The sequence below is a fragment of the Kitasatospora sp. NPDC001540 genome (assembly GCF_042894345.1).
GTDB classification, from domain to species: domain Bacteria; phylum Actinomycetota; class Actinomycetes; order Streptomycetales; family Streptomycetaceae; genus Kitasatospora; species Kitasatospora phosalacinea_C.
Map to the genome: position 1 here is coordinate 24,844 of NZ_JBIAVO010000047.1, position 17,943 is coordinate 42,786.

16 protein-coding genes are annotated in these 17,943 nt (G+C 76.0%); 7 read left to right on the forward strand and 9 right to left on the reverse strand.

Annotation, left to right across the window (positions count from 1 at the left end; translation table 11 throughout):
• The first annotated feature begins 125 nt into the window (after positions 1-125).
• A complete protein-coding gene (gene tyrS, locus ACFY00_RS34465) occupies positions 126-1,535 on the forward strand; it encodes a tyrosine--tRNA ligase (RefSeq protein ID WP_388037224.1) in 1,410 nt (469 codons plus the stop codon).
• Between the two features lie 118 nt (positions 1,536-1,653).
• Here tyrS and ACFY00_RS34470 read toward each other — a convergent pair whose 3' ends face one another.
• Positions 1,654-3,213 (reverse strand): CehA/McbA family metallohydrolase, encoded by a 1,560-nt coding sequence (locus ACFY00_RS34470; RefSeq protein WP_388037227.1) that lies wholly within the window; start codon positions 3,211-3,213, stop codon positions 1,654-1,656.
• A gap of 427 nt (positions 3,214-3,640) precedes the next feature.
• Between ACFY00_RS34470 and ACFY00_RS34475 the strand changes: the two genes are divergently transcribed.
• From ACFY00_RS34475 to ACFY00_RS34495, 5 genes are all read left to right on the forward strand, one after another.
• Positions 3,641-5,392: an ATP-binding protein gene (locus ACFY00_RS34475; RefSeq protein ID WP_388037229.1), complete on the forward strand. Its 1,752-nt coding sequence runs from the start codon at positions 3,641-3,643 to the stop codon at positions 5,390-5,392.
• Positions 5,389-5,796 carry a roadblock/LC7 domain-containing protein gene (locus tag ACFY00_RS34480; RefSeq protein WP_081951833.1) on the forward strand — a complete coding sequence of 136 codons (408 nt, stop codon included), beginning with the start codon at positions 5,389-5,391 and terminating at the stop codon, positions 5,794-5,796. Before ACFY00_RS34475 ends, ACFY00_RS34480 begins: the two co-directional genes overlap by 4 nt.
• 238 nt (positions 5,797-6,034) lie before the next feature.
• Positions 6,035-6,388, forward strand: coding sequence for a DUF742 domain-containing protein (locus tag ACFY00_RS34485; protein ID WP_376051072.1), 354 nt, complete (start codon positions 6,035-6,037; stop codon positions 6,386-6,388).
• The gene (locus ACFY00_RS34490) at positions 6,369-7,010 is read left to right on the forward strand and encodes an ATP/GTP-binding protein (protein WP_285737799.1); all 642 of its coding nucleotides are present in this window, start codon (positions 6,369-6,371) and stop codon (positions 7,008-7,010) included. The genes ACFY00_RS34485 and ACFY00_RS34490 overlap by 20 nt, the downstream gene beginning before the upstream one ends.
• Positions 7,011-7,049: 39 nt before the next feature.
• Complete coding sequence (locus ACFY00_RS34495; RefSeq protein ID WP_388037234.1) at positions 7,050-8,600, forward strand: cytochrome P450; 1,551 nt, start codon at positions 7,050-7,052, stop codon at positions 8,598-8,600.
• Positions 8,601-8,642: 42 nt separating this feature from the next.
• On the opposite strand, the gene ACFY00_RS34500 is transcribed toward ACFY00_RS34495, so the two are convergent.
• The 6 genes from ACFY00_RS34500 to ACFY00_RS34525 form a co-directional block, all read right to left on the reverse strand.
• Positions 8,643-8,951: a hypothetical protein gene (locus ACFY00_RS34500; RefSeq protein ID WP_388037237.1), complete on the reverse strand. Its 309-nt coding sequence runs from the start codon at positions 8,949-8,951 to the stop codon at positions 8,643-8,645.
• On the reverse strand, positions 8,948-10,426 hold the full coding sequence (locus ACFY00_RS34505; protein ID WP_388037240.1) for a glycosyltransferase: 1,479 nt from the start codon (positions 10,424-10,426) through the stop codon (positions 8,948-8,950). The genes ACFY00_RS34500 and ACFY00_RS34505 overlap by 4 nt, the downstream gene beginning before the upstream one ends.
• On the reverse strand, positions 10,423-11,181 hold the full coding sequence (locus ACFY00_RS34510) for a PHP domain-containing protein (protein WP_388037243.1): 759 nt from the start codon (positions 11,179-11,181) through the stop codon (positions 10,423-10,425). The genes ACFY00_RS34505 and ACFY00_RS34510 overlap by 4 nt, the downstream gene beginning before the upstream one ends.
• Positions 11,178-12,293, reverse strand: a complete 1,116-nt coding sequence (locus ACFY00_RS34515) for an ATP-grasp domain-containing protein (protein WP_388037245.1) — start codon at positions 12,291-12,293, stop codon at positions 11,178-11,180. Before ACFY00_RS34515 ends, ACFY00_RS34510 begins: the two co-directional genes overlap by 4 nt.
• Positions 12,268-13,377 carry a PIG-L family deacetylase gene (locus ACFY00_RS34520; protein ID WP_388037248.1) on the reverse strand — a complete coding sequence of 370 codons (1,110 nt, stop codon included), beginning with the start codon at positions 13,375-13,377 and terminating at the stop codon, positions 12,268-12,270. Before ACFY00_RS34520 ends, ACFY00_RS34515 begins: the two co-directional genes overlap by 26 nt.
• Positions 13,378-13,452: 75 nt before the next feature.
• On the reverse strand, positions 13,453-14,220 hold the full coding sequence (locus ACFY00_RS34525) for a hypothetical protein (protein WP_388037250.1): 768 nt from the start codon (positions 14,218-14,220) through the stop codon (positions 13,453-13,455).
• Between the two features lie 106 nt (positions 14,221-14,326).
• Here ACFY00_RS34525 and ACFY00_RS34530 point away from each other — a divergent pair, with 106 nt between their 5' ends.
• A complete protein-coding gene (locus ACFY00_RS34530; RefSeq protein ID WP_388037252.1) occupies positions 14,327-15,214 on the forward strand; it encodes a LysR family transcriptional regulator in 888 nt (295 codons plus the stop codon).
• A gap of 42 nt (positions 15,215-15,256) precedes the next feature.
• On the opposite strand, the gene ACFY00_RS34535 is transcribed toward ACFY00_RS34530, so the two are convergent.
• Together ACFY00_RS34535 and ACFY00_RS34540 are read right to left on the reverse strand one after the other, a co-directional pair.
• Entirely contained in the window at positions 15,257-16,867 is a 1,611-nt protein-coding gene (locus ACFY00_RS34535) for an SMI1/KNR4 family protein (protein WP_388037255.1), read from the reverse strand.
• 242 nt (positions 16,868-17,109) lie between these two features.
• Positions 17,110-17,943, reverse strand: a complete 834-nt coding sequence (locus ACFY00_RS34540; protein WP_388037258.1) for a lytic polysaccharide monooxygenase — start codon at positions 17,941-17,943, stop codon at positions 17,110-17,112.

Below are 17,943 nucleotides of genomic sequence, written 5' to 3' on the forward strand. Positions count from 1 at the left end.
CCCTTCGCGGGTCGGCCGGCAGCCGCTGCCGTCCGGCCTCCTCCGAGCCCCCGCACCCCCGTTCGCGCCGCGCGGCCCTGTCCTGCCCTGCCGCCGTGCGTCGACGCACCCCCGAGAGGATGCCCATGTCCGCCACCGCATTCGACCGCAGTACCGCACGGCTCCGTGAACTGATCGAGGACGAGGGGGAGTTGCGGGAGGGGCCGGAGCTCGGCCGACTGCTCGGGCTGCTCGCGGAGCGGCGGGGGGCCGACCTGTCCGGCCTGCCGCCCGGGCGGCAGGCGGAGCTGCTCGGGGCCCGCGCCGCGGAGGTGCTGCCCGGTGTCGGCCCGTTGGCCGAACTGCTCGCCGAGGGGCGGCCGTTGACGGTCAAGTTCGGCATCGACCCGACCGGCGCCGAGGTGCACCTCGGACACGCCGTGCCGATGATCCTGGCCAGCCGCCTGCAACGGATGGGCCACCGGGTGGTCTTCCTGGTCGGCGACATCACCGCCCGGATCGGCGACCCGTCCGGCCGCAGCGCCGAGCGTCCGCCGCTCACGGCGGCGGACGTGCGGCGGAACGTGGCCACCTACCGGCAGCAGGTCGGGCCGTTCTTCGACTTCGAACGGGCGGAGTTCCGGTTCAACAGCGAGTGGCTGGAGCCGATGACGCTGCCCCGCTTCCTGGACGTGCTCTCCCGGCTGCCCGCCTCCGCCGCGCTGCAGCGCGAGGACTTCCGCACCCGGCTCGCCGAGGGCAGCGGGCTGACGCTCGCCGAACTCGTCTACTCGGTGGTGATGGCGACGGACTCGGTCGAGCTGGCCGCCGACGTCGAACTCGGCGGCCTCGACCAGTTGCTCAACCTCCAGATGTGCCGCCGGGTGATGGCCGCGGCCGGGCAGCGGCCCGAGGTCGTGCTCGCCACCGGCCTGATCGAGGGCACCGACGGCACCGGCGCCAAGATGAGCAAGTCCGGGAACAACTACGTCGGGCTGGGCTTCCCCGCCGAGGAGATGTTCGGCCGACTGATGTCCTGCGCGGACCGGCTGCTGCCCGGGTACCTGCGGGCGCTCACCGAACTCCTCGACGAGGAGGTCGAACTGCTGCTGGCCCAGGTCGACGACGGCCGCCGCCACCCGATGGCCGTCAAGACCCTGCTGGCCGCCGCCGTCACCGCCACCGTCCACGGCGAGGCCGCCGCCCTCGCCGCGCGGGACGCCTTCCGGGCGCGGTACTCGGTCCGCCGGTACTCCCAGGCGGGGCCGCTGCCCGTCGTCGACCCGGCCGTGCACGGGGCGGCGACGCTCGGCGAACTGCTGGTCAAGGTCAGCGGCGAACTGCCCAGCCTCAACCAGGTCCGCCGGGTCGCCGAGGCGGGCGGCCTCAAGCTCGTCGTCGAGCACACCGACGGGGCGCAGCGGACGGTCCCGCTGAGCCGCGCGGAGGCGGACGAGCGGCTGCTCGTCGTGCTTGGCGCGCACGAACTGGCCCGGCCGGGGGCGCGGCGGCGGGTGTTCCTGCGGTGCGGGCGGAAGGTGGTGGAGGTGAGCTGAGCGGGGCTCCGGCGGAAGGGAGGAGGAAGGAGGGAGGGGCCGGGGAACGGCGCGCGGGAGCGGGGAAGTGCGGGCGGACTCGTGGCTGCCGTTCCCCGGACCTCCCCGGGCGGGTGCCCTACCGGACGTGGAGGGTGATCGGGTTGGTGAGGGCGGCCATCGGGCCCCAGGGGAGGTCGGGGCCCATGGAGTTGCCCTTGCCGGGCGTGCCGTCGGGCTTCGGGCGGCGGACCTCGGCGCGGACGTAGGCGGCCAGGGAGGCGGTGGTGCGCCAGCGGACGGTGGCGGGGCCGGTGGCGGGGAGGGTCTCCTGGTGGAGCTGGCCCTCGTCGGTGAGCAGCCGGGCGGTGCCGCCGGGCACGCCGGAGACGGTCAGTTCGACGTCGACCGGGGCGTCCGCGGGCACGGTCAGGCGTTCGCCGATGCCCGCCCCGCGGCCGTGCCCGGTGGCGGTGAACTCCAGCTGCACGGCGGCGGACTCGGCCAGCCAGCTGCGTCCGGCGCGCAGGCCGTCGAGGACCGCGGCGCGGCTGAGGTCGTCGGCGAGGACGACGTTGTGCGGGCTGCCGATCGGTTGCGGGGCGCTGTGGGCGTCGCTGTTGCCCATCGCGGGGAGCCAGTCGCGGCCCTCGCGCAGGGCGGTGGCGAGCTGGGCGTCCCAGGTGTCGACGGCGGACTCGTCGTCGTACGTCCAGGGGCCGTTCCAGACCTCGACGGCGTCGGCGTCCCGGTGGCCGAACTTCCACTGGCAGCCCACGTACGGGCAGTAGGGGTGGGCGGGGACGACCAGGCCGCCGCTGCGGCGGACCTGGCGGGCGAAGCGCGGGAACTGCTCGTCGCGGGAGCGGTAGCGCCAGTCGACGAACTGGCCGGGGTCGAGGCCGAGGGCCAGCCAGTGGCCGTTGCGGGTGGTGACCTCCTCGCCGAGGACGATCAGCAGGTCGTCCCCGGCGAGCGGGCCCCAGACGCCGTGCGCGGAACTGGTGTTGTGGTCGGTGGAGACGATGAAGTCGAGTCCGGCGGCCCGGGCGCCCGCGGCGACCTCCTCGGGCAGGCGGCGCCCGTCGGAGTGCACGGTGTGCAGGTGGCAGTCGCCCCGGTACCAGGCGCGGCCGCGGCCGCGGCCGCGCTCGGCCGGGTAGTGCGGGGTGAAGGCCGGGCCGGGGGCGCCGAAGCGGAGGGTGACCTGCACCGAGTAGTTCAGCCCCTGCGGGGCCACCTGGTAGGGGCCGAGCACCACGTGCCAGGTGCCGGGGTCGACCGGCCCGGGCAGGTAGCCGGGGGTGGCGGCGGTCGCGGAGATGCTGAAGGAGGTGCGGAACCCGCCGGACCAGCCGCGGAAGCCCCGCCCGCCGAGATCGGTGCCGCGCTGGTCGAAGACGCCGATGTCGCAGGAGTTGCCGGGGGTGCCGGCCGGGACGGCGGGCCGGTCGTAGTCGTAGGACACCGCGATCTCCCGCACCCCGGGCGGGACCTCCACCGGGAGGAGGACGAAGTCGGGCGCGCCGGTGGGCAGCCACCCGGTCAGCGTGACGACCCGGTCGGCCGGGACGGAGGGGGCGGGGGACGAGGGCGGGAGGGCGGGGACGGCGGCTGCGGCGCCGGTGGCGAGGCCGGTGCGCAGCAGGGCGCGACGGCCGGGCCGGGCGGACGGGTCGGCGGACGGGTCGGTGGGCATCGGGGCGGACCTCCGGGGCGGGTGCGGGCGGGTCGTCCGCGTCCCTACCCGGCGGGGTGAACCGGGGGTGTGCCGGGGCGCACGGGTGTGCGGAGGATGCGTGAACGGGGCGTGGGGGAACGTCGGACTAGCACTGTTGACCGGAAGTGGTCAGGGGTTTGGCGGGAGTGCCGCTCTTCCGGGTGAATCCGGCACGCGGGGCTACTGCGGGGGCGCGTGGTGCGACAAGCCTATGAGTCGGGCGCTGGGCGGTCGGAACCGCCCCGCGAAGCCCGGTGCGGAGCCCCATGGCGGCACAACTCTCCTGGGGGAAAAGAATTCTGACGGAACGTCAATTGCATCGGGCACCGGCTATGCTGCTTCGCGCCCCGGGCCCCGCCGCACCGCCCGGCCCCGCCCGCCACCCCGTCCCCACGAGCGTATGAGGATGCTGATGCTTCGAGCCGGATCGTCACCAGGCGGATCGTCCGCGGGAGGACGGCTGCCCGTGACCGTACTCCTCTGTCTGCTGCCCGCGGCGGTGATCGGCGTGGCCGTCGGCCTGGCCGCCGCGGCGGACCCGGGCGCGGCGACCTCGGGGATCATCTGGTGCGGCCTGGTGGGCGCCGCGGCCGTGGCGGTGGCGGGGTTCGAGGCGGTGCGCCGGGGCCGCGCGCTGGAGCTGGCCCGCGAGGAGGCCGACCGGCGGGAGGCCGAGCAGCGGCACCGGCTGGCCCGGCAGCAGGAGGGCATGCTCGAACTCGCCAAGGAGGACCTCCCGCGGGCCGTCGCCCGGATGCAGGGCGGCGAGTTCATCACCGACGTGCTCCGCTCCTACGAGCAGCAGCACGTCAACAACGCGGGCGACGAGTTCCACGACTTCCGCTACGCCGTGCTGCGCGCCGTGCTGGACGCGGTCGACAACGAGGAGGCGATGCGCGAGTCCGCGCAGCGCGCCTTCGTCAACATCGCCCGCCGCGTCCAGGCGATCGTCCACCGCCAGGCCATCGACCTGCGCAAGATGGAGGACCGGCACGGCGACGACCCCGCGGTCTTCGACGACCTGCTGGTCATCGACCACGGCAACGCGCTGATCGGCCGCCTCGCCGACTCCATCGCGGTGCTCGGCGGCGCCCGCCCCGGCCGCCAGTGGAACAACCCCGTCCCGCTGTACAGCGTGCTGCGCGGCGGCATGTCCCGGATCCTCGACTTCCGCCGGGTCGAACTGCACCCGGTCTCCGAGGTCGCCGTGGTCGGCCCCGCCGTCGAACCGCTGATCCACGCGCTCGCCGAACTGCTCGACAACGCCACCCGCTACTCGCCGCCGCAGACCACCGTCCACCTCACCGCCGTCGAGGTGCAGACCGGCATCGCGATCGAGATCGAGGACGGTGGCCTCAGCCTCGGCGAGGAGGGCCGCGCCCGGGCCGAGCGGATGCTCGCCGAGGCCGAGTCCGGCATCGACCTCAACGGCCTCGGCGAGGCGCCCCGGCTCGGCCTCGCCGTGGTCGGCCGGCTCGCCCGCGCCTACGGCTTCCAGGTCTCGCTGCGCCCGTCCGCGTACGGCGGCGTGCGCGCCGTGCTGATCGTCCCCGACGTCTACATCACCACCGCGCCCGCGCCCAGCCGCGCCCACGGCATCGGCCGGATCGCCACCACCACCCCGCTGGCCTTCCCCTCCCACCCCGGGCAGCCCGACCACGAGGCGTACCCGGCCGGGAGCGATCCGGTCGACACCCCGCCGCGCCCCCACCCCGCCGCCGCGACCCACACCCCCGCCGGGGGCTTCGCGGCCGCCGGGGCCTTCCCGTCCGCGCCGTTCGCCGGGACGTTCCCGCACGCGGTGCCCGCGCCGTCCGCGCCGTTCGCCCCGTCCGCGCCGTCCGCCCCCCACGAGGAGGACGTCCCGCTGGTGCTGGAGCGCACCGCGAACGGGCTGCCCCAGCGCCGCCGCCACGCCGCACCGTCCCGCTTCGGTGCGGGCGCCGCCCCCCGCACCCCGCGGCCGGCCCCGAGCCCGGCCGCCCCGGCCCCGGTCGCGCAGCCCGCGCCGGTGCCGCAGACACCTGCCCCCGAGCCGGTCCAACCCGGCCTGTGGCTGGCCGCCTTCACCAACGGCGTCAACGGCACCGCGCCGACCGCCGGACCGGACGGCGGCAGCCGCGCCAGTGACGAAGCAGCAGGGAAAGGCGACAAGTGATTCAGCAACGGACCAACATGGACTGGATGCTCAGGGACCTCGCGGAGACCGTCCCGTGCATCCGGCACGTCATCGTCCTGTCGGCCGACGGCCTGCGGCTGGCCCAGCACGGCACCGACCCCGACACCGCGGACCGGCTGGCCGCCGCCTGCGCCGGGCTGCAGAGCCTGGCCAACGCGGTCGGCCACGAGTTCCCGCACGGCGACGGGCGGATGCGGCTGGTGGTGATCGAGGTCGGCGGCGGGTTCTTCTACCTGATGGCGGCCGGCTCCCGGGCCTACCTGGCGGTCCTCGCCGACGAGGGCGTGGACGCCGGGCTGGTCGGCCAGCGGATGCGTGACCTGGTCGCCCGGATCGGCGAGCACCTGACCACCCCCGTCCGCGGCAGCGAGCAGATCGCGTGACCCGCACCGCCGCCGACCGGGACACCGGGCGCCGGGCCGCGTTACGCACCACCCGGGCGACCGCCACCGTCCGCGCGGCGGCGAGCGTCCGCACGGCGGCGACCGTCCGCACGGCAGCGACCACGACCGTCCGAGCGGCAGCGACCACGAGCGCCCGTGCGGCGGCGCCCGGCGGCTCGGGAACGACCGGAACACCGCCGACGCGCCGACCGGCCGCCGGCCACACCGAGGTGCGGGGATGAGCAACCAGGACTGGGCGAACGCCAACCCGGAGCGGCTGTACGTGATCAGCGGGGGGCGCGACCGCAAGTCCGCCACCGCCGGGTTCGACCTGGTCACGCTGGTCATCGCCCGCGCCCGGCCCGAACCCACCATGCAGCCCGAGCACGCCGCGATCCTGCGGATCTGCTCCTCCCCCCTGTCGGTCGCCGAGATCTCCGCCTACCTGCGGCTGCCGAACAGCCTGGTGACCGTCCTGCTCGCCGACCTGCTCGCCGAACGCCGGATCGAGGTCCGCGCCCCCGTCCCGCCGGCCGCCCTTCCCGACCTTTCCCTGCTGGAGGCAGTGATCCATGGACTTCAACGGCTCTGAGCCGCGCGGGCCGCGCGAGGCCGAGCTGCTCCCCGCCACCGTGGCCACCGCCGTCAAGATCGTCGTCGTCGGCGGCTTCGGGGTCGGCAAGACCACCCTGGTCGGCGCGGTCAGCGAGATCCGCCCGCTGACCACCGAGGAGACCATGACCGAGGCGGGCGTCGGCATCGACGACCTGGCCGGGGTGGAGCGCAAGAGCTCCACCACCGTCGCGATGGACTTCGGCCGGATCACCATCAGCGACGAACTGGTGCTGTACGTCTTCGGCACGCCCGGCCAGGAGCGCTTCTGGTTCCTGTGGAACGGCCTGTTCGAGGGCGCGCTCGGCGCGGTCGTGCTGGTCGACACCCGCCGCCTGGAGGTCTCCTTCGACGTGCTGGGGCGGCTGGAGGACCGCGGGGTGCCGTTCGTGGTCGCGCTCAACGGCTTCCCCGAGTCGCCCGGCTACCCCGTCGAGGAACTGCGCGCCGCGCTCGACCTGCCGCACCACGTGCCGATCGTCCACTGCGACGCCCGCTCCCGGGAGTCCAGCCGGGACGTGCTGATGGCCCTGATGCGCTACCTGTACGACCTCGCCGCCCAGCCCGCGGGAGCGGCCGCGTCCGCCCAGCCGGTCGGCTGACGAACCGTCAAACTACTTCACCTGCACCGGAGTTGCCCCGTGACGTACGAAGACCACGCGTACCAGGGCGGGCCCGTCCCGCCGCCCGGCTGTCCCGCCCACCGCGCCGGCGGCGGGCCGCGGGGCGACGGGCTGGCGCGGCTGTTCGGCCCCGAGGCCGAGGCCGACCCGGCCGGCTTCTACGAGAAGCTGCGCGCCGAGTACGGCGAGGTGGCCCCCGTGCTGCTGCACGGCGACCTGCCCGCCTGGCTGGTGCTCGGCTACTCGGCCAACCTGACCGCGATGCGCACCCCGTCCCGGTTCTCCCGGGACTCGCGCCGCTGGACCGAGTTCCGGGAGGGCCGCGTCCCCGCCGACTCGCCGGTGCTGCCGGTGATCGCCTGGCAGCCGACCTGCTCCTTCGTCGACGGTGAGGAGCACCGGCGGCTGCGCACCGCCGTCACCGACGGCCTGAACCGCTTCGACCGGCGCGGCATGCGGCGCTTCGTCACCCGCTTCTCCGACCAGCTGATCGCCGAGTTCGGCGACAGCGGCCGGGTCGACCTGGTCTCCCAGTTCGCCGAGCACCTGCCGATGCTGGTGATGACCCAACTCCTCGGCATGCCGGAGGAGTACGGCCCGCGGCTGGTCGAGGCCGCCCGCGACCTGGTCAAGGGCACCGAGACGGCCGTCGCCAGCAACGAGTACGTGGTCGAGTCGCTGCGCCGCACCGTGGAGCGCAAGCGCAGCGAGCCCGGACAGGACCTGGTCACCTGGCTGATCGAACACCCCTCCGGGCTGAACGAGGAGGAGGTGCTGGAGCACCTGCGCTCGGTGCTGCTCGCCGCCAACGAGACCACCATCAACCTGATCTCCGAGACGCTGAAGATGGTCCTCACCGACAGCCGCTTCCGCGCCCACCTCTCCGGCGGCCAGATGACCCTGCCCGACGCCCTCGACCAAGTCCTGTGGGACTCGCCGCCGTTCATGCTGGTGCCGGGCCGCTGGGCGACCGGTGACACCGAGCTCGGCGGACGCGCGATCAAGGCGGGCGACATGCTGCTGCTCGGCGTCGCCGCGGGCAACGCCGACCCGGCGGTCCGGCCCGACCTGGACACCCCGCTGTTCGGCAACCGCTCGCACCTGGCGTTCGGCAGCGGCCCGCACGAGTGCCCCGGGCAGGAGATCGGGCGGGCGATCGCCGAGTCCGGGATCGACATCCTGCTGACCCGGCTGCCCGACCTGCAACTCTCGGTCGAGGAGCACGAGTTGGTGTGGCGTGGCAACTGGATGTCGCGCCACCTGACCGAGCTGCCCGCCCGCTTTACGCCGATCGGTGAGCTGCACCCGCAGCGACGGGCCGTGGGTGCGAGTGCGGGTGCGAGTGTGAACGCGGGCGCGGGTGCGGGCCTTGGCGGCGCGACGGGGGTGGGTGCGGGGGCGCTGGTGTCGACGCCCTCCGCGGCCCCGGCCGCTCCGGTGGGGGCGGCCGTCCCCGGTCCGCGCTCCGCCGTCCGGCCGCCGCTGCCGCCCGCGCCGCCCGCGCCGCCGGTGGTGCCGCCGCAGCGGCGCGGGTGGTGGAGCACGCTGCTGGCCCGGCTGCGGGGCTGAGCGGGCCGCGGGGCCGGGCGGCGGGGCCGGCGGGTGGCGGGGTCAGAACGGCCAGGGCAGGCCGCCCACCGCCATCAGGCCGAGCAGGATCAGCGCGATCAGCAGCAGGACGACCAGTTCGCCCCGGAGCAGCCGCCGGTCGTGGCGGCGGTCCGCCGCGGTCAGTTCGGCGGACCGTTGCCGGGCCGCCTCGTCGCTGGTGGCGGGGACGGCGACGGTGGCGCCCGCAGTGGTGGTGGCGGCGAGGGCCGCGGCGACCACGGTGGCGTCGGTGCCGCCGCTACCGCCGGTGCCGCTGCCGGTCTCGGCGGTCCCAGCACCGGTCTCAGTACCGGTCTCCTCGGGGGTCATGACCCGATCGCCACCTTCCCGGTCTTCTCGGTCTTGTCCCAGGCGAGTTCGGCGTGCCGCAGTTCGTGGAACGCGGCGGCGACCAGGCAGGCGGCGAGCAGCGAGCCGTAGCCCGCCAGGTGCAGCAGGGGCGGGGCGAGCCGCCGCAGCCGGGTGCCGGTGAGTTCCTTGGCCAGCCAGGCGACCGGCATGCACAGCGCCAGCCAGGCGTACACCACCAGCATGACCAGGTGGACGGTGAGCGTCCCGGTGCCCGCCAGCAGCGGCAGGAACACGCCGGGCAGGGCGGTGACCACCAGGATGACGGTGGCGACCAGGCCGGGGTAGACCAGGGCCTCGCGCCAGCAGCGGCGGAAGGTGCCGGGGTCGACCAGGGCGGACATCAGGGTGATCAGCAGGTAGCAGACCAGATTGGTGACCCACAGCCAGTGGAACAGCGTCCAGGCCGCGCCGGTCGGGGCGGTGAGGTAGAGCAGCAGCAGGGCGCCCGAGCAGAGCGTCAGCAGCAGCGGGGTGGCCAGCAGGGTGAACCAGATCAGCCCGAACAGCCAGGAGCCGAGCCGGTGTTCACCCTTCGCGCTGCGGCCGCGGAACCACACGTGCCGGTAGCGGCGGGTGACCTGCAGGTTGCCGCGGGCCCAGCGCAGCCGCTGCTTCCACAGGCCCGCGAGGTCGCCGGGCTCCTCGGCCAGCACCGTCGCGTAGCCGTCGAACACCACGCGGCGGCCCGCGAGTTGGGTCTCGAAGGTGGTGACGGTGTCCTCGGCGAGGGTGTCGGTGTCGATCCGGCCGCCGAGGTCCTCCAGGTTGGCCCGGCTGTGCAGCTGCGCCCCGCCCGCCAGGCAGGCGACCGCGCCCAGCACGTTCTGCGCCCGGCGGGCGGCGGCCTGTGCGGTGATGTACTCGTAACCGATGTACCTGGTCAGGTAGTTGCCCCGCTTGCCGCTGCCCTCCTTGATGTACGCGGTGACGGCGCCGACCTGCGGGTCGGCGAGGTGGCGGGTCATCCGCCGGAGCGCGTCCCGGTCGAACACCACGTCCGCGTCCATGATCAGGACGGCTTCGGCCCAGTCGTCGGCCAGGACCCGGGCCAGCCCGTGGTTGAGGGTGTGGGCCTTGCCCTGGCCGCCGTGCTCGCGCCGCAGGTGCACCACCTGTCCGGGGTAGCGGCGCACCAACTCGGCCATCACGGCCGGGGTCGCGTCGGTGGAGGCGTCGTCGACCACGTGGACGCGCAGGCGGTCCGACGGGTACTCCAGGGCGAGCAGGCCCGCCACGGAGCCGGGCAGCACCGCGGCCTCGTTCCAGGCCGGGACGAGCACGGCGACGCGCGGCAGGTACGCCTCGCCGCGGTCCTCGTACAGGTGGCGGAAGCGCTGGAAGCCGATCAGCAGGAACTGCAGCACGGCGACCAGCAGCGGCAGTGCGCCGAGGAGGACCACCAGCACGGCCAGCAGGTGCAGGAGCGCACTCATCGCCGGGACCCCGCACGGGCGTCGAGGTGGGCCGCAGTTGCGGCGAGGGCCCCGGCGGCCCAGTCGAACCGGCCGACCTCCGCGGCGCGGTGCGCGTCGCTGCCCGCAGCCAGCCGGACGCCCGCAGCGGCGAGGGCGGCGGCGGTGCGCGGGGAGGGGCAGTGCCACTTCTCGTTGAGTTCGACGGCCACGCCGCGGGCGCGGCAGGCCCGGGCCAGCGGGGCGAGTTCGGCCGGGTCGAGGTCGGCCTCGTCCAAGCCGCACTTGGGCAGCACGCTGAACAGGTGCGCCAGGTGCGCGGTGCGTCCGGCGGGCAGCCGGGTGACGGCGCGGGTGGTGGCGGCCAGCAGCAGGCGGCGGGCCCGGGCCGGAGTGAGGGCGCCGGTGGAGAGCAGGTCGCGGACCCGCTCGGGGTGGGCGGGGCCGTCCGGCAGCGGGAAGCGGTGGTCGGCGAGGGCGACGTGCTCGACGCCGCTGAGGTCCGCGGGCAGGTCGATCCGCCCGTCGGTGTCCAGGACCTTCGCCTCCACCCCGCACACCACCCGCAGGGGTGCCTCGGCCCGCACGGCCCGGACGGCGGCCGTGTACGCGGGCAGGTGGGCGGAGTCGGCGCGGACGTGGTCGGTGACCACGACGGTGCGCAGCCCGGCGGCCCCGGCGGCGGCGACCACCTCCGTCAGCGGGTCGCGGCCGTCGGAGAAGTCGGTGTGGGTGTGCAGGTCGGCCGTGGGGGAGGGGAGTCGGTGGGCGGTCATGCTGCCACGGCCTCGGTGCTGCGGACCGGGTCGGCCGGGCGGGCCTCCGTGGTGTCGGCGAGGTCGCCGAGCTCGTCGGGGCGCAGCACGACGTCCTCCCAGTGCCGGACGACGGCCACCTCGCGGTGCGCGATCCGCCCGGGCAGTTCGGTGCCCAGCAGTCCGGCGACGGCCCAGCGGGCCATGTCGACGCCCGCGGCCCGGGTGAGCGAGAGGCCGCCCGGCGGGCGGGGGTTGACCTCCAGCAGGGCGGGCGCGCCGTGGCGGTCCTCGCGGAGCTGGACGTTCAGCACGCCGCGCAGCCCGAGCGTCCGGACGGTCTCCTCGGCCAGCCGTGCCAGTCCCGGGGCGTCCAGCACCCGTCCGGCGATCACGATGCCCGAGTCGGTCCGGTCCCGGGCCCGCGGCACGGCGGCGACCACCCGGCCGGTGCCGTCGGTCAGCACGTCCACCGAGTACTCGGTGCCGGGCAGCAGTTCCTGCAGCAGGTAGGAGTGGTCGCGCGGCAGTTCGGCCGGCGCGGCCGGGCCGTCCACGAGGCGCACGCCCCGGGAGCCGGAGCCGGTGCGGGGCTTGGCGACCGCGGGGAAGCCGCCGGGGAAGTCGGCGCCGCCTGCGGGGCCGAGCGTCCGGGTCTCGGGCAGGTGCACCGCGCCCGCGCAGGCCCGGGCCAGGCGCCACTTGTCCAGGCAGTCGGCGACGGCCTCGGCGGGCGGCACCAGCACCCGTACCCCGGCCGCGGTGAACCGTGCCGACTCGCTCGCCAGCGGCAGGAGTTCGGCGTCCACGGTGGGCACCAGCACGTCGACGGCGTACCGTCGGCACAGCCGCAGCAGCGCGTCCGCGAAGCCCGGGGCGGCGCCGGGCGGCACCAGCATCCGGTGGGCGCGCGGGACGAGGTACAGGCCGGTGCCGTTCGGGTCGATGTCCGCCGCGTACAGCTCGGCCGCGCCGGTCAGGGCGCGCAGGAAGCCGACGCCGGACGGGCCGCCCGCGCCCGTCACCAGTACCCGCGGGGGGCGGCCGAGGGCGGCCGCCAGGTCCGGCAGCGGGCCGGGGGCGGACGCGGGAGCGGGCGGGGTGGTCTCAGTGGGTGTGGACGGGAGCGGCATCGCGGAGCACCTCCAGCGGTTCGGCGTAGCGGCAGCGGGAGTAGCGGCCCCAGTAGCGGGCGGTCGAGCGCAGCAGGTCCTCCTCCAGGTACCAGCGGGTGGCGGCCTGGGAGCCGTGCGCGCGGATCGAGGCGAGCTTGGCCTCGACGTCCTGCTCGCGCAGCGCGACGAAGCGGTTGGGCCGGTAGTCGACGGTCGCGGACGGCGACTGGTAGCAGAACACCCGCGGCACCTGGCGGCAGGCGACCCGGGTGGAGCGGTGCACCGCCCGGTGGTCCTGGTGGGTGTCGTGGTCGGAGTGCACCAGCACGAGGTCCGGGGCGGTCTCGGCGACCGTCCGCTCGATCACCCGCACCGTCGAGCTGTCGTCGCGGATCGAGCCGTCCGGCAGGTCCTCCAGCACCAGCCGGGCGCCCATCGACTCGGCGGCCCGGTGCGCCTCGCGGCGGCGCTCGGCGGGGTCGCCGCCGCCTCCGCCGGGGGAGAGGGTCAGTACGGTGATGTCCCAGCCGTCGTCCGCCCGGCGGTGGATGGTGCCGCCCGCGGCGATCTCCACGTCGTCGGGGTGGGCGCCGACCACCAGCATCCGGACCGGCTCCGGGGCCGGGGCCGGGGCCGCGGCGGTGACGGCCTGCGGGGCGTACGGGGGGTGGGCGAGGGCGTGCGCGGCGGAGCGCGCCAGGGCGTCCGGGTCGTGCCGGGGCACCAGGTCGGCGGCCCGGCCGCGCAGGGCGGCGACGGCGCGGTCGGCGCTGGGCCGGTCCTCGGTGACGATCACCGGGGCAGCCGGGTGGTGCGCGTGCCAGTCCTCCAGGAACGCGGTCAGTTCCGCACCGGCGAAGGCGCTGTCGCACACCGCGAGGTCCCAGACCTGGTCGGCGTGCTCGGCGGCGCGGAACTCGCGCGGCGAGGCGGCGGTGCGCACGTGCGCGGCGCCGCGGGTGCGCAGGGCCTCGGCGGTGGCCGCCGCGGTGGCGGCGTCCCGGTCTCCGACCAGCAGGCGGGCCCCGGTGAGCGGGGCTCCGGCATCAGGGGCGGAGGGGCGCTGGTCGTCGCCCGTCCCCCTCGAGGATGATTGGAACATACAACCGATCCTGCTCCGGCCGGGGGCGCGGCGACCACGGTCGGGAGACCCGGGCCACGTGGCTTTGGTCCCGGTTCACCCGGCGCGGCCCCGGGAGGACCGCAGCTCGCGGGCGGCTTCGGCCCGGTGGGCGGCGGCCTGCACCGCGGCCCGGGCGAAGGCCCGGACGAACGGGTGCGGGCCCTCGTGCTCCGGGGTCAGCTCCGGCTGGAACAGCGTCGCCAACCAGAACGGGTGGGACGGCAGTTCGGCGACCCGGACCTCCCCGTCCAGGTCGTGCCCGGTGAACCGCATCCCGTGCGCCCGCAGCACCTCCAGGTAGCCGGGGGCGAGTGTGTAGCCGCAGTTGTAGCGGGCGGTGGCCCGCTCCGCGCCCAGCAGCCGGGCTGCGGCCGAACCCGGCACCAGTCGGATCCCGCCCTCCTGCCGGTACAGCGAGCAGGACAGCGGGACGATCACCAACTCCCCGGCGTCCGGCTGCTGTTCGGCGTGCGCCGCCCCGGCGATCCCGCACGCGTGCCGGGCGAACTCCAGCACCGCGTGCTGGAACCCGCCGCACGTCCCCAGGAACGGCACCCCCCGTTCCCGGGCCGTCCGGGCCGCCACCACCGCCCCCGCCTCGCTCCGGTACGGGCTCCCCGGCACCAGCCACACCCCGTCGAACCCGGCCAGCTCCCCGGCGTCCACCTCCTCCGTCCCGATCCAGTACGGTTCGACCCCCGGCCCGCCCTCCGCCGCCAGCGCGGCCAGCATCCGCGGCCCCTGCCGGTGCGCCGGAACGTGCGGCGAACGGTCGCCCACCAGGGCGATGCGGGCGGTGTGCGTGCAGTCTCCGGTCTCCATGGCCAGCCATCCTGACCGCGCCCCGCCGCGACGGTCCAACGCGCGTTCCTGCTGGCCCATCAGCGCCGCTGATCGGCCCGCCCGGGCGGCCCGCACACTGGTGGGCGTGGACTCGCACCTGCTCAAGACGCTCGTCACGGTGGCCCGGCTCGGTTCCTTCTCCGCGGCCGCGCTCGAACTCGGCTACACCCAGTCCGCGGTCTCGCAGCAGATCGCCGCGCTGGAGGGCGAGTTGGGCGCCCCGCTGCTGCACCGGCGGCCGGTCGGGCCGACCGCGGCCGGGGAGCGGATGATCGAGCACGCCCGGTTGCTGCTGGAGCGGATGGACGCCGCGCGGGCCGACGTCCGGCGGCTCTCCCGGCCCGAGCGGCCCGAACTGCTGCTCGCGGTCTCCCCGTCGGGCATGGACGCCGCGGTGGCGCGGGCCCTCGCCCGGGTGCGGGAGGCGGAGCCGCGGGTGCGGGTCAGGGTACGGGTGCTGGCGCGGCGGGCGGTGGCCGTCGAGGTCGCGGCCGGGCGGTGCGCGGTCGGCGTCACCGACGGGTACGCCGCCCCCGGCGGGCCGCTGGCGCTGGGCGACCTCGGGCCGGTCCGGCAGGCCGGGGTGGGGGAGGAGCCGTGCGCGGTGCTGCTCCCGGCGGGGCACCCGCTGCGCCGCCGGGCCTCCGTCGACCTCACCCGGCTCGCCGACGCGGGCTGGCTGGACGCCTCCGGCATCGCCGCCCCGCTGGCCGACCTGCGGGCGCTGACCGGCGGCGCCTTCCCGGCCGCCGCCGGGTACGAGGGCCAGGACGCGGCCGCGCTCCTCGCCCTGTGCGCGGCGGGCCACGGCCTCGCCGTCCTGCCGCGCACCCTGGCCGCGAGCGCGAGCGCGGGTACGACGGCGCTCCCGGTGCGCGCGCCCCGACTGGTGCACCGCCGCGAGGCGCTGTTCACCCCGGCGCTGGACGGCCCGGCCCGGACCTTCCTGGACGCGCTGCCGCGCGGGGTGTGAGGGGAGGAGGGGCCGGGAGGTGCCAGGAGGGGCGGGGAGGTGTCAGGCGGCGCCCTCGACCGTGCCGGAGAAGCGGTACGCGGTGGAGGTGTCGGTGCCGAGGGCCGCGAGCAGGCCGAGGGCGGCGGTGAAGGACGGGGCTCCGGCGAACCGGGCGGCGGCGAGGCGGGCGGGGAGGCGGCCCGCGGCGGTCAGGGCCTCCCACTGGTCGCCGGAGAGGGCGAGGTAGCGCAGACCGGGGAGGTCGGCGAGGAGCGCCGGATCGGCGACGGGGCAGCGGGACAGGTCGAGGGAGCGCAGCGCCGGGAGGCTCCGCAGCGGGGCGAGGTCGATCGGGGCCGGGGAGGCGACGGCGAGCGAGGCGAGGTGCGGGTGGCCGGTGAGGGGGGCGAGGTCGGCCCCGGCCGCGAGGTCGACGGCCAGGTCCTCGACGGGGAGCGCGGCCAGGGGGGACAGGTCGGCGGTGGTGCAGCGGTTGAGGTGCAGGCGCCGCAGGTGCGGGGCGGCGGAGAGCGGGGTGAGGTCGGCGGGCGAGGGGAGGTCGTTGAGGTGGAGCTCCTGGACGTCCGGCGCCAGCCGCTCGCCCAGGGCCCGGACCGCCGGCTCGCGCGCGTCGTCGTCGGTCCGCCGCGGGGCGTGCGGGTCCGGCAGGCCGAGGGCCTGTCCGAGCCAGGCGGTGACGGAGGAGGCGACGTAGCGCGGACCGCGGTCGAAGTCGCGGCCGACCTCGATCACCTGGCCGAGGCGGCCGTCCGCGGCCGGGGCGAGGTCCACCGCGAGGAAGTTGCCGTCGAACCCGGTGGCGAACGGGAGCCAGCCCGGGTGCCCCGAGCAGCGGCGCACCGTGTTCGGCGGGTCGGCGTCGAACACCACCTTGTCCCAGCCGAGGCTCCAGCCGTACCAGGCCGGCACGCCGATGAACTCGTCGCGCTCGGCCAGGGCCCCGTCGAGCGACAGCCAACCGTACCCGGCCAGGACCCCGCTGCCGCCGTCCCCGTCGGCTTCCAGGTAGAGCGCCCGCAGGTCGGCGGGCAGCGGTCGGCCCAGGCGGAGCTCGGCCGCGGCGAGCTGCTCCTCGGTGACGGGCGCCGGCAACTCCGTTCCCGCGCCGGAGCGTTCGACGCGCTGACGCAGGACGGCCCGCAGCCGCTCGACCGCCTCGGCCGGGTCGCCGACCGGGCCCCGGGACGGCTCCGCGCCCTCGGCCGCGCCCGGTTCGGGCGGTTCGAAGGTGGGGTCGAGGGTCAGCGTCCAGCCGCTCTCGGGACCGCCCCCGGGCTCCAGGTCGTCCCGGAACACCACCAGTTCGAAGGCGCCCGAGGGGCGGCAGGTGAACTCCAGGGCGATGCCCCGCCAGCCGTGGCTCTCCCGGAACGCGGAGGACAGCGAGGAGATGTGCGGGTGCGGGTTCAGGCGCGGGAACGGGGCCAGGTGCGCGGGCAGGTTCAGGTGCGCCAGCAGCTCCACGGGCGCAGGCAGGCCCGGGAAGAAGCCGTCCGGGCGGCCCGGCACCACGTACCCGCCGCCGGACATGGAACTGCCGCCGCCCTCGCTCCCGCGCCCGCGCAGCCGGTACTCCGTCCAGCCCTCCGGCGCCGCCGCGACGACCTCCGCCGCGAGCTGCCGTGCTGTCCGTTCCACCGTCAGGTCCATGTCCGCCCCTCCGTGTCCGCGTCGTCCGGAGGATCATGCCAGCGGACTGCGACAGGACGGCGGGGGACGGTGGCGGCGGGCGGGGACGCGGTGGCCCCCGGCCGCCGCTGCCGGGTTGGGGCCGGGGCGGTGGTCGGGGGCCGGGTGCGGGTCGGTCGGCCGGGTCGGGCGGCCCTCCCCCACAGGGGGCCGTCGGCCGGTCGGTCGGCTCGCGGGTGGTTCAGGGGTGGGTCAGGGGCGCGTCAGCAGGCGCCGAGGTCGTCCCAGACGCCCCACTGGCCGGTGGTGCCGGGCTGCTCGCCCTGGGTCCACCACTTGGCGCGCCAGTTGTGGCCGCCGTAGGAGACGGTGGTGCCGCCGCTGTAGGCGGCGGTCGAGTTCCAGGCGGCGGCGGTGCAGCTGCCGGTGCCGCCGGTGGTCCCGCCGGTCGTGCCGCCGGTGGTGCCGCCGGTCGTGCCGCCCGTGGTGCCGCCGGTCGTGCCGCCGGTGGTGCCGCCGGTCGTCCCGCCCGTGGTGCCACCCGTGGTCCCGCCGGTCGTGCCGCCCGTGGTCCCGCCGGTGCCGCCGATGTTGACGTCGATGCAGGAGTAGAACGCGTTCGCGGTGTCCGAGACGTTCCACACCGCGAGGACCTTCTGGCGGCCGGTGAAGCTGCCGAAGTTCACGGTCTGGCTCAGGTCGGCCGGCGGCTGGGCGTTGTTGCCCGGGAACGTGGCGATCAGCTTGCTGCCGATGTAGTACTGCCAGTTCGAGGTGGAGTGCCGGGCGGTGAAGTGCCAGGTGAAGGTCTGGACGGAGGACACGTTGGTGACCTTCCAGCCCAGGTTGTCGTTGTCGAGCTCGGCGTACTCGGCGTGGCCGCCGGAGCAGCTGGTCAGGCCCTTGGGGCCCTCGACGCTCTGCGGCTCGTACTTGATCTGGCCGCAGCTGACCACGTTGTTGGCGCACTGGTCCTGGCGGCTCGCCGGGTTGGTGACCCAGCCGTGGGCACTGGCGGTGCCCGCGGTCATGGTCAGGCCGAGCAGCGGGGCGACCAGCGCGCCGACGACGGTGGTCACCTTCCTCTTGGTCTGCAT

Excerpts from the sequence above, each read along its gene's own strand:
- ACFY00_RS34510 (WP_388037243.1), bottom strand. The coding sequence starts at position 11,181 with ATGACCGCCCACCGACTCCCCTCCCCCACGGCCGACCTGCACACCCAC.
- ACFY00_RS34535 (WP_388037255.1), bottom strand. The coding sequence starts at position 16,867 with ATGGACCTGACGGTGGAACGGACAGCACGGCAGCTCGCGGCGGAGGTC.
- ACFY00_RS34515 (WP_388037245.1), bottom strand. The coding sequence starts at position 12,293 with ATGCCGCTCCCGTCCACACCCACTGAGACCACCCCGCCCGCTCCCGCG.
- tyrS (WP_388037224.1), top strand. The coding sequence starts at position 126 with ATGTCCGCCACCGCATTCGACCGCAGTACCGCACGGCTCCGTGAACTG.
- ACFY00_RS34520 (WP_388037248.1), bottom strand. The coding sequence starts at position 13,377 with ATGTTCCAATCATCCTCGAGGGGGACGGGCGACGACCAGCGCCCCTCC.
- ACFY00_RS34525 (WP_388037250.1), bottom strand. The coding sequence starts at position 14,220 with ATGGAGACCGGAGACTGCACGCACACCGCCCGCATCGCCCTGGTGGGC.
- ACFY00_RS34540 (WP_388037258.1), bottom strand. The coding sequence starts at position 17,943 with ATGCAGACCAAGAGGAAGGTGACCACCGTCGTCGGCGCGCTGGTCGCC.
- ACFY00_RS34505 (WP_388037240.1), bottom strand. The coding sequence starts at position 10,426 with ATGAGTGCGCTCCTGCACCTGCTGGCCGTGCTGGTGGTCCTCCTCGGC.
- ACFY00_RS34475 (WP_388037229.1), top strand. The coding sequence starts at position 3,641 with ATGCTGATGCTTCGAGCCGGATCGTCACCAGGCGGATCGTCCGCGGGA.
- ACFY00_RS34500 (WP_388037237.1), bottom strand. The coding sequence starts at position 8,951 with ATGACCCCCGAGGAGACCGGTACTGAGACCGGTGCTGGGACCGCCGAG.
- ACFY00_RS34490 (WP_285737799.1), top strand. The coding sequence starts at position 6,369 with ATGGACTTCAACGGCTCTGAGCCGCGCGGGCCGCGCGAGGCCGAGCTG.
- ACFY00_RS34485 (WP_376051072.1), top strand. The coding sequence starts at position 6,035 with ATGAGCAACCAGGACTGGGCGAACGCCAACCCGGAGCGGCTGTACGTG.
- ACFY00_RS34470 (WP_388037227.1), bottom strand. The coding sequence starts at position 3,213 with ATGCCCACCGACCCGTCCGCCGACCCGTCCGCCCGGCCCGGCCGTCGC.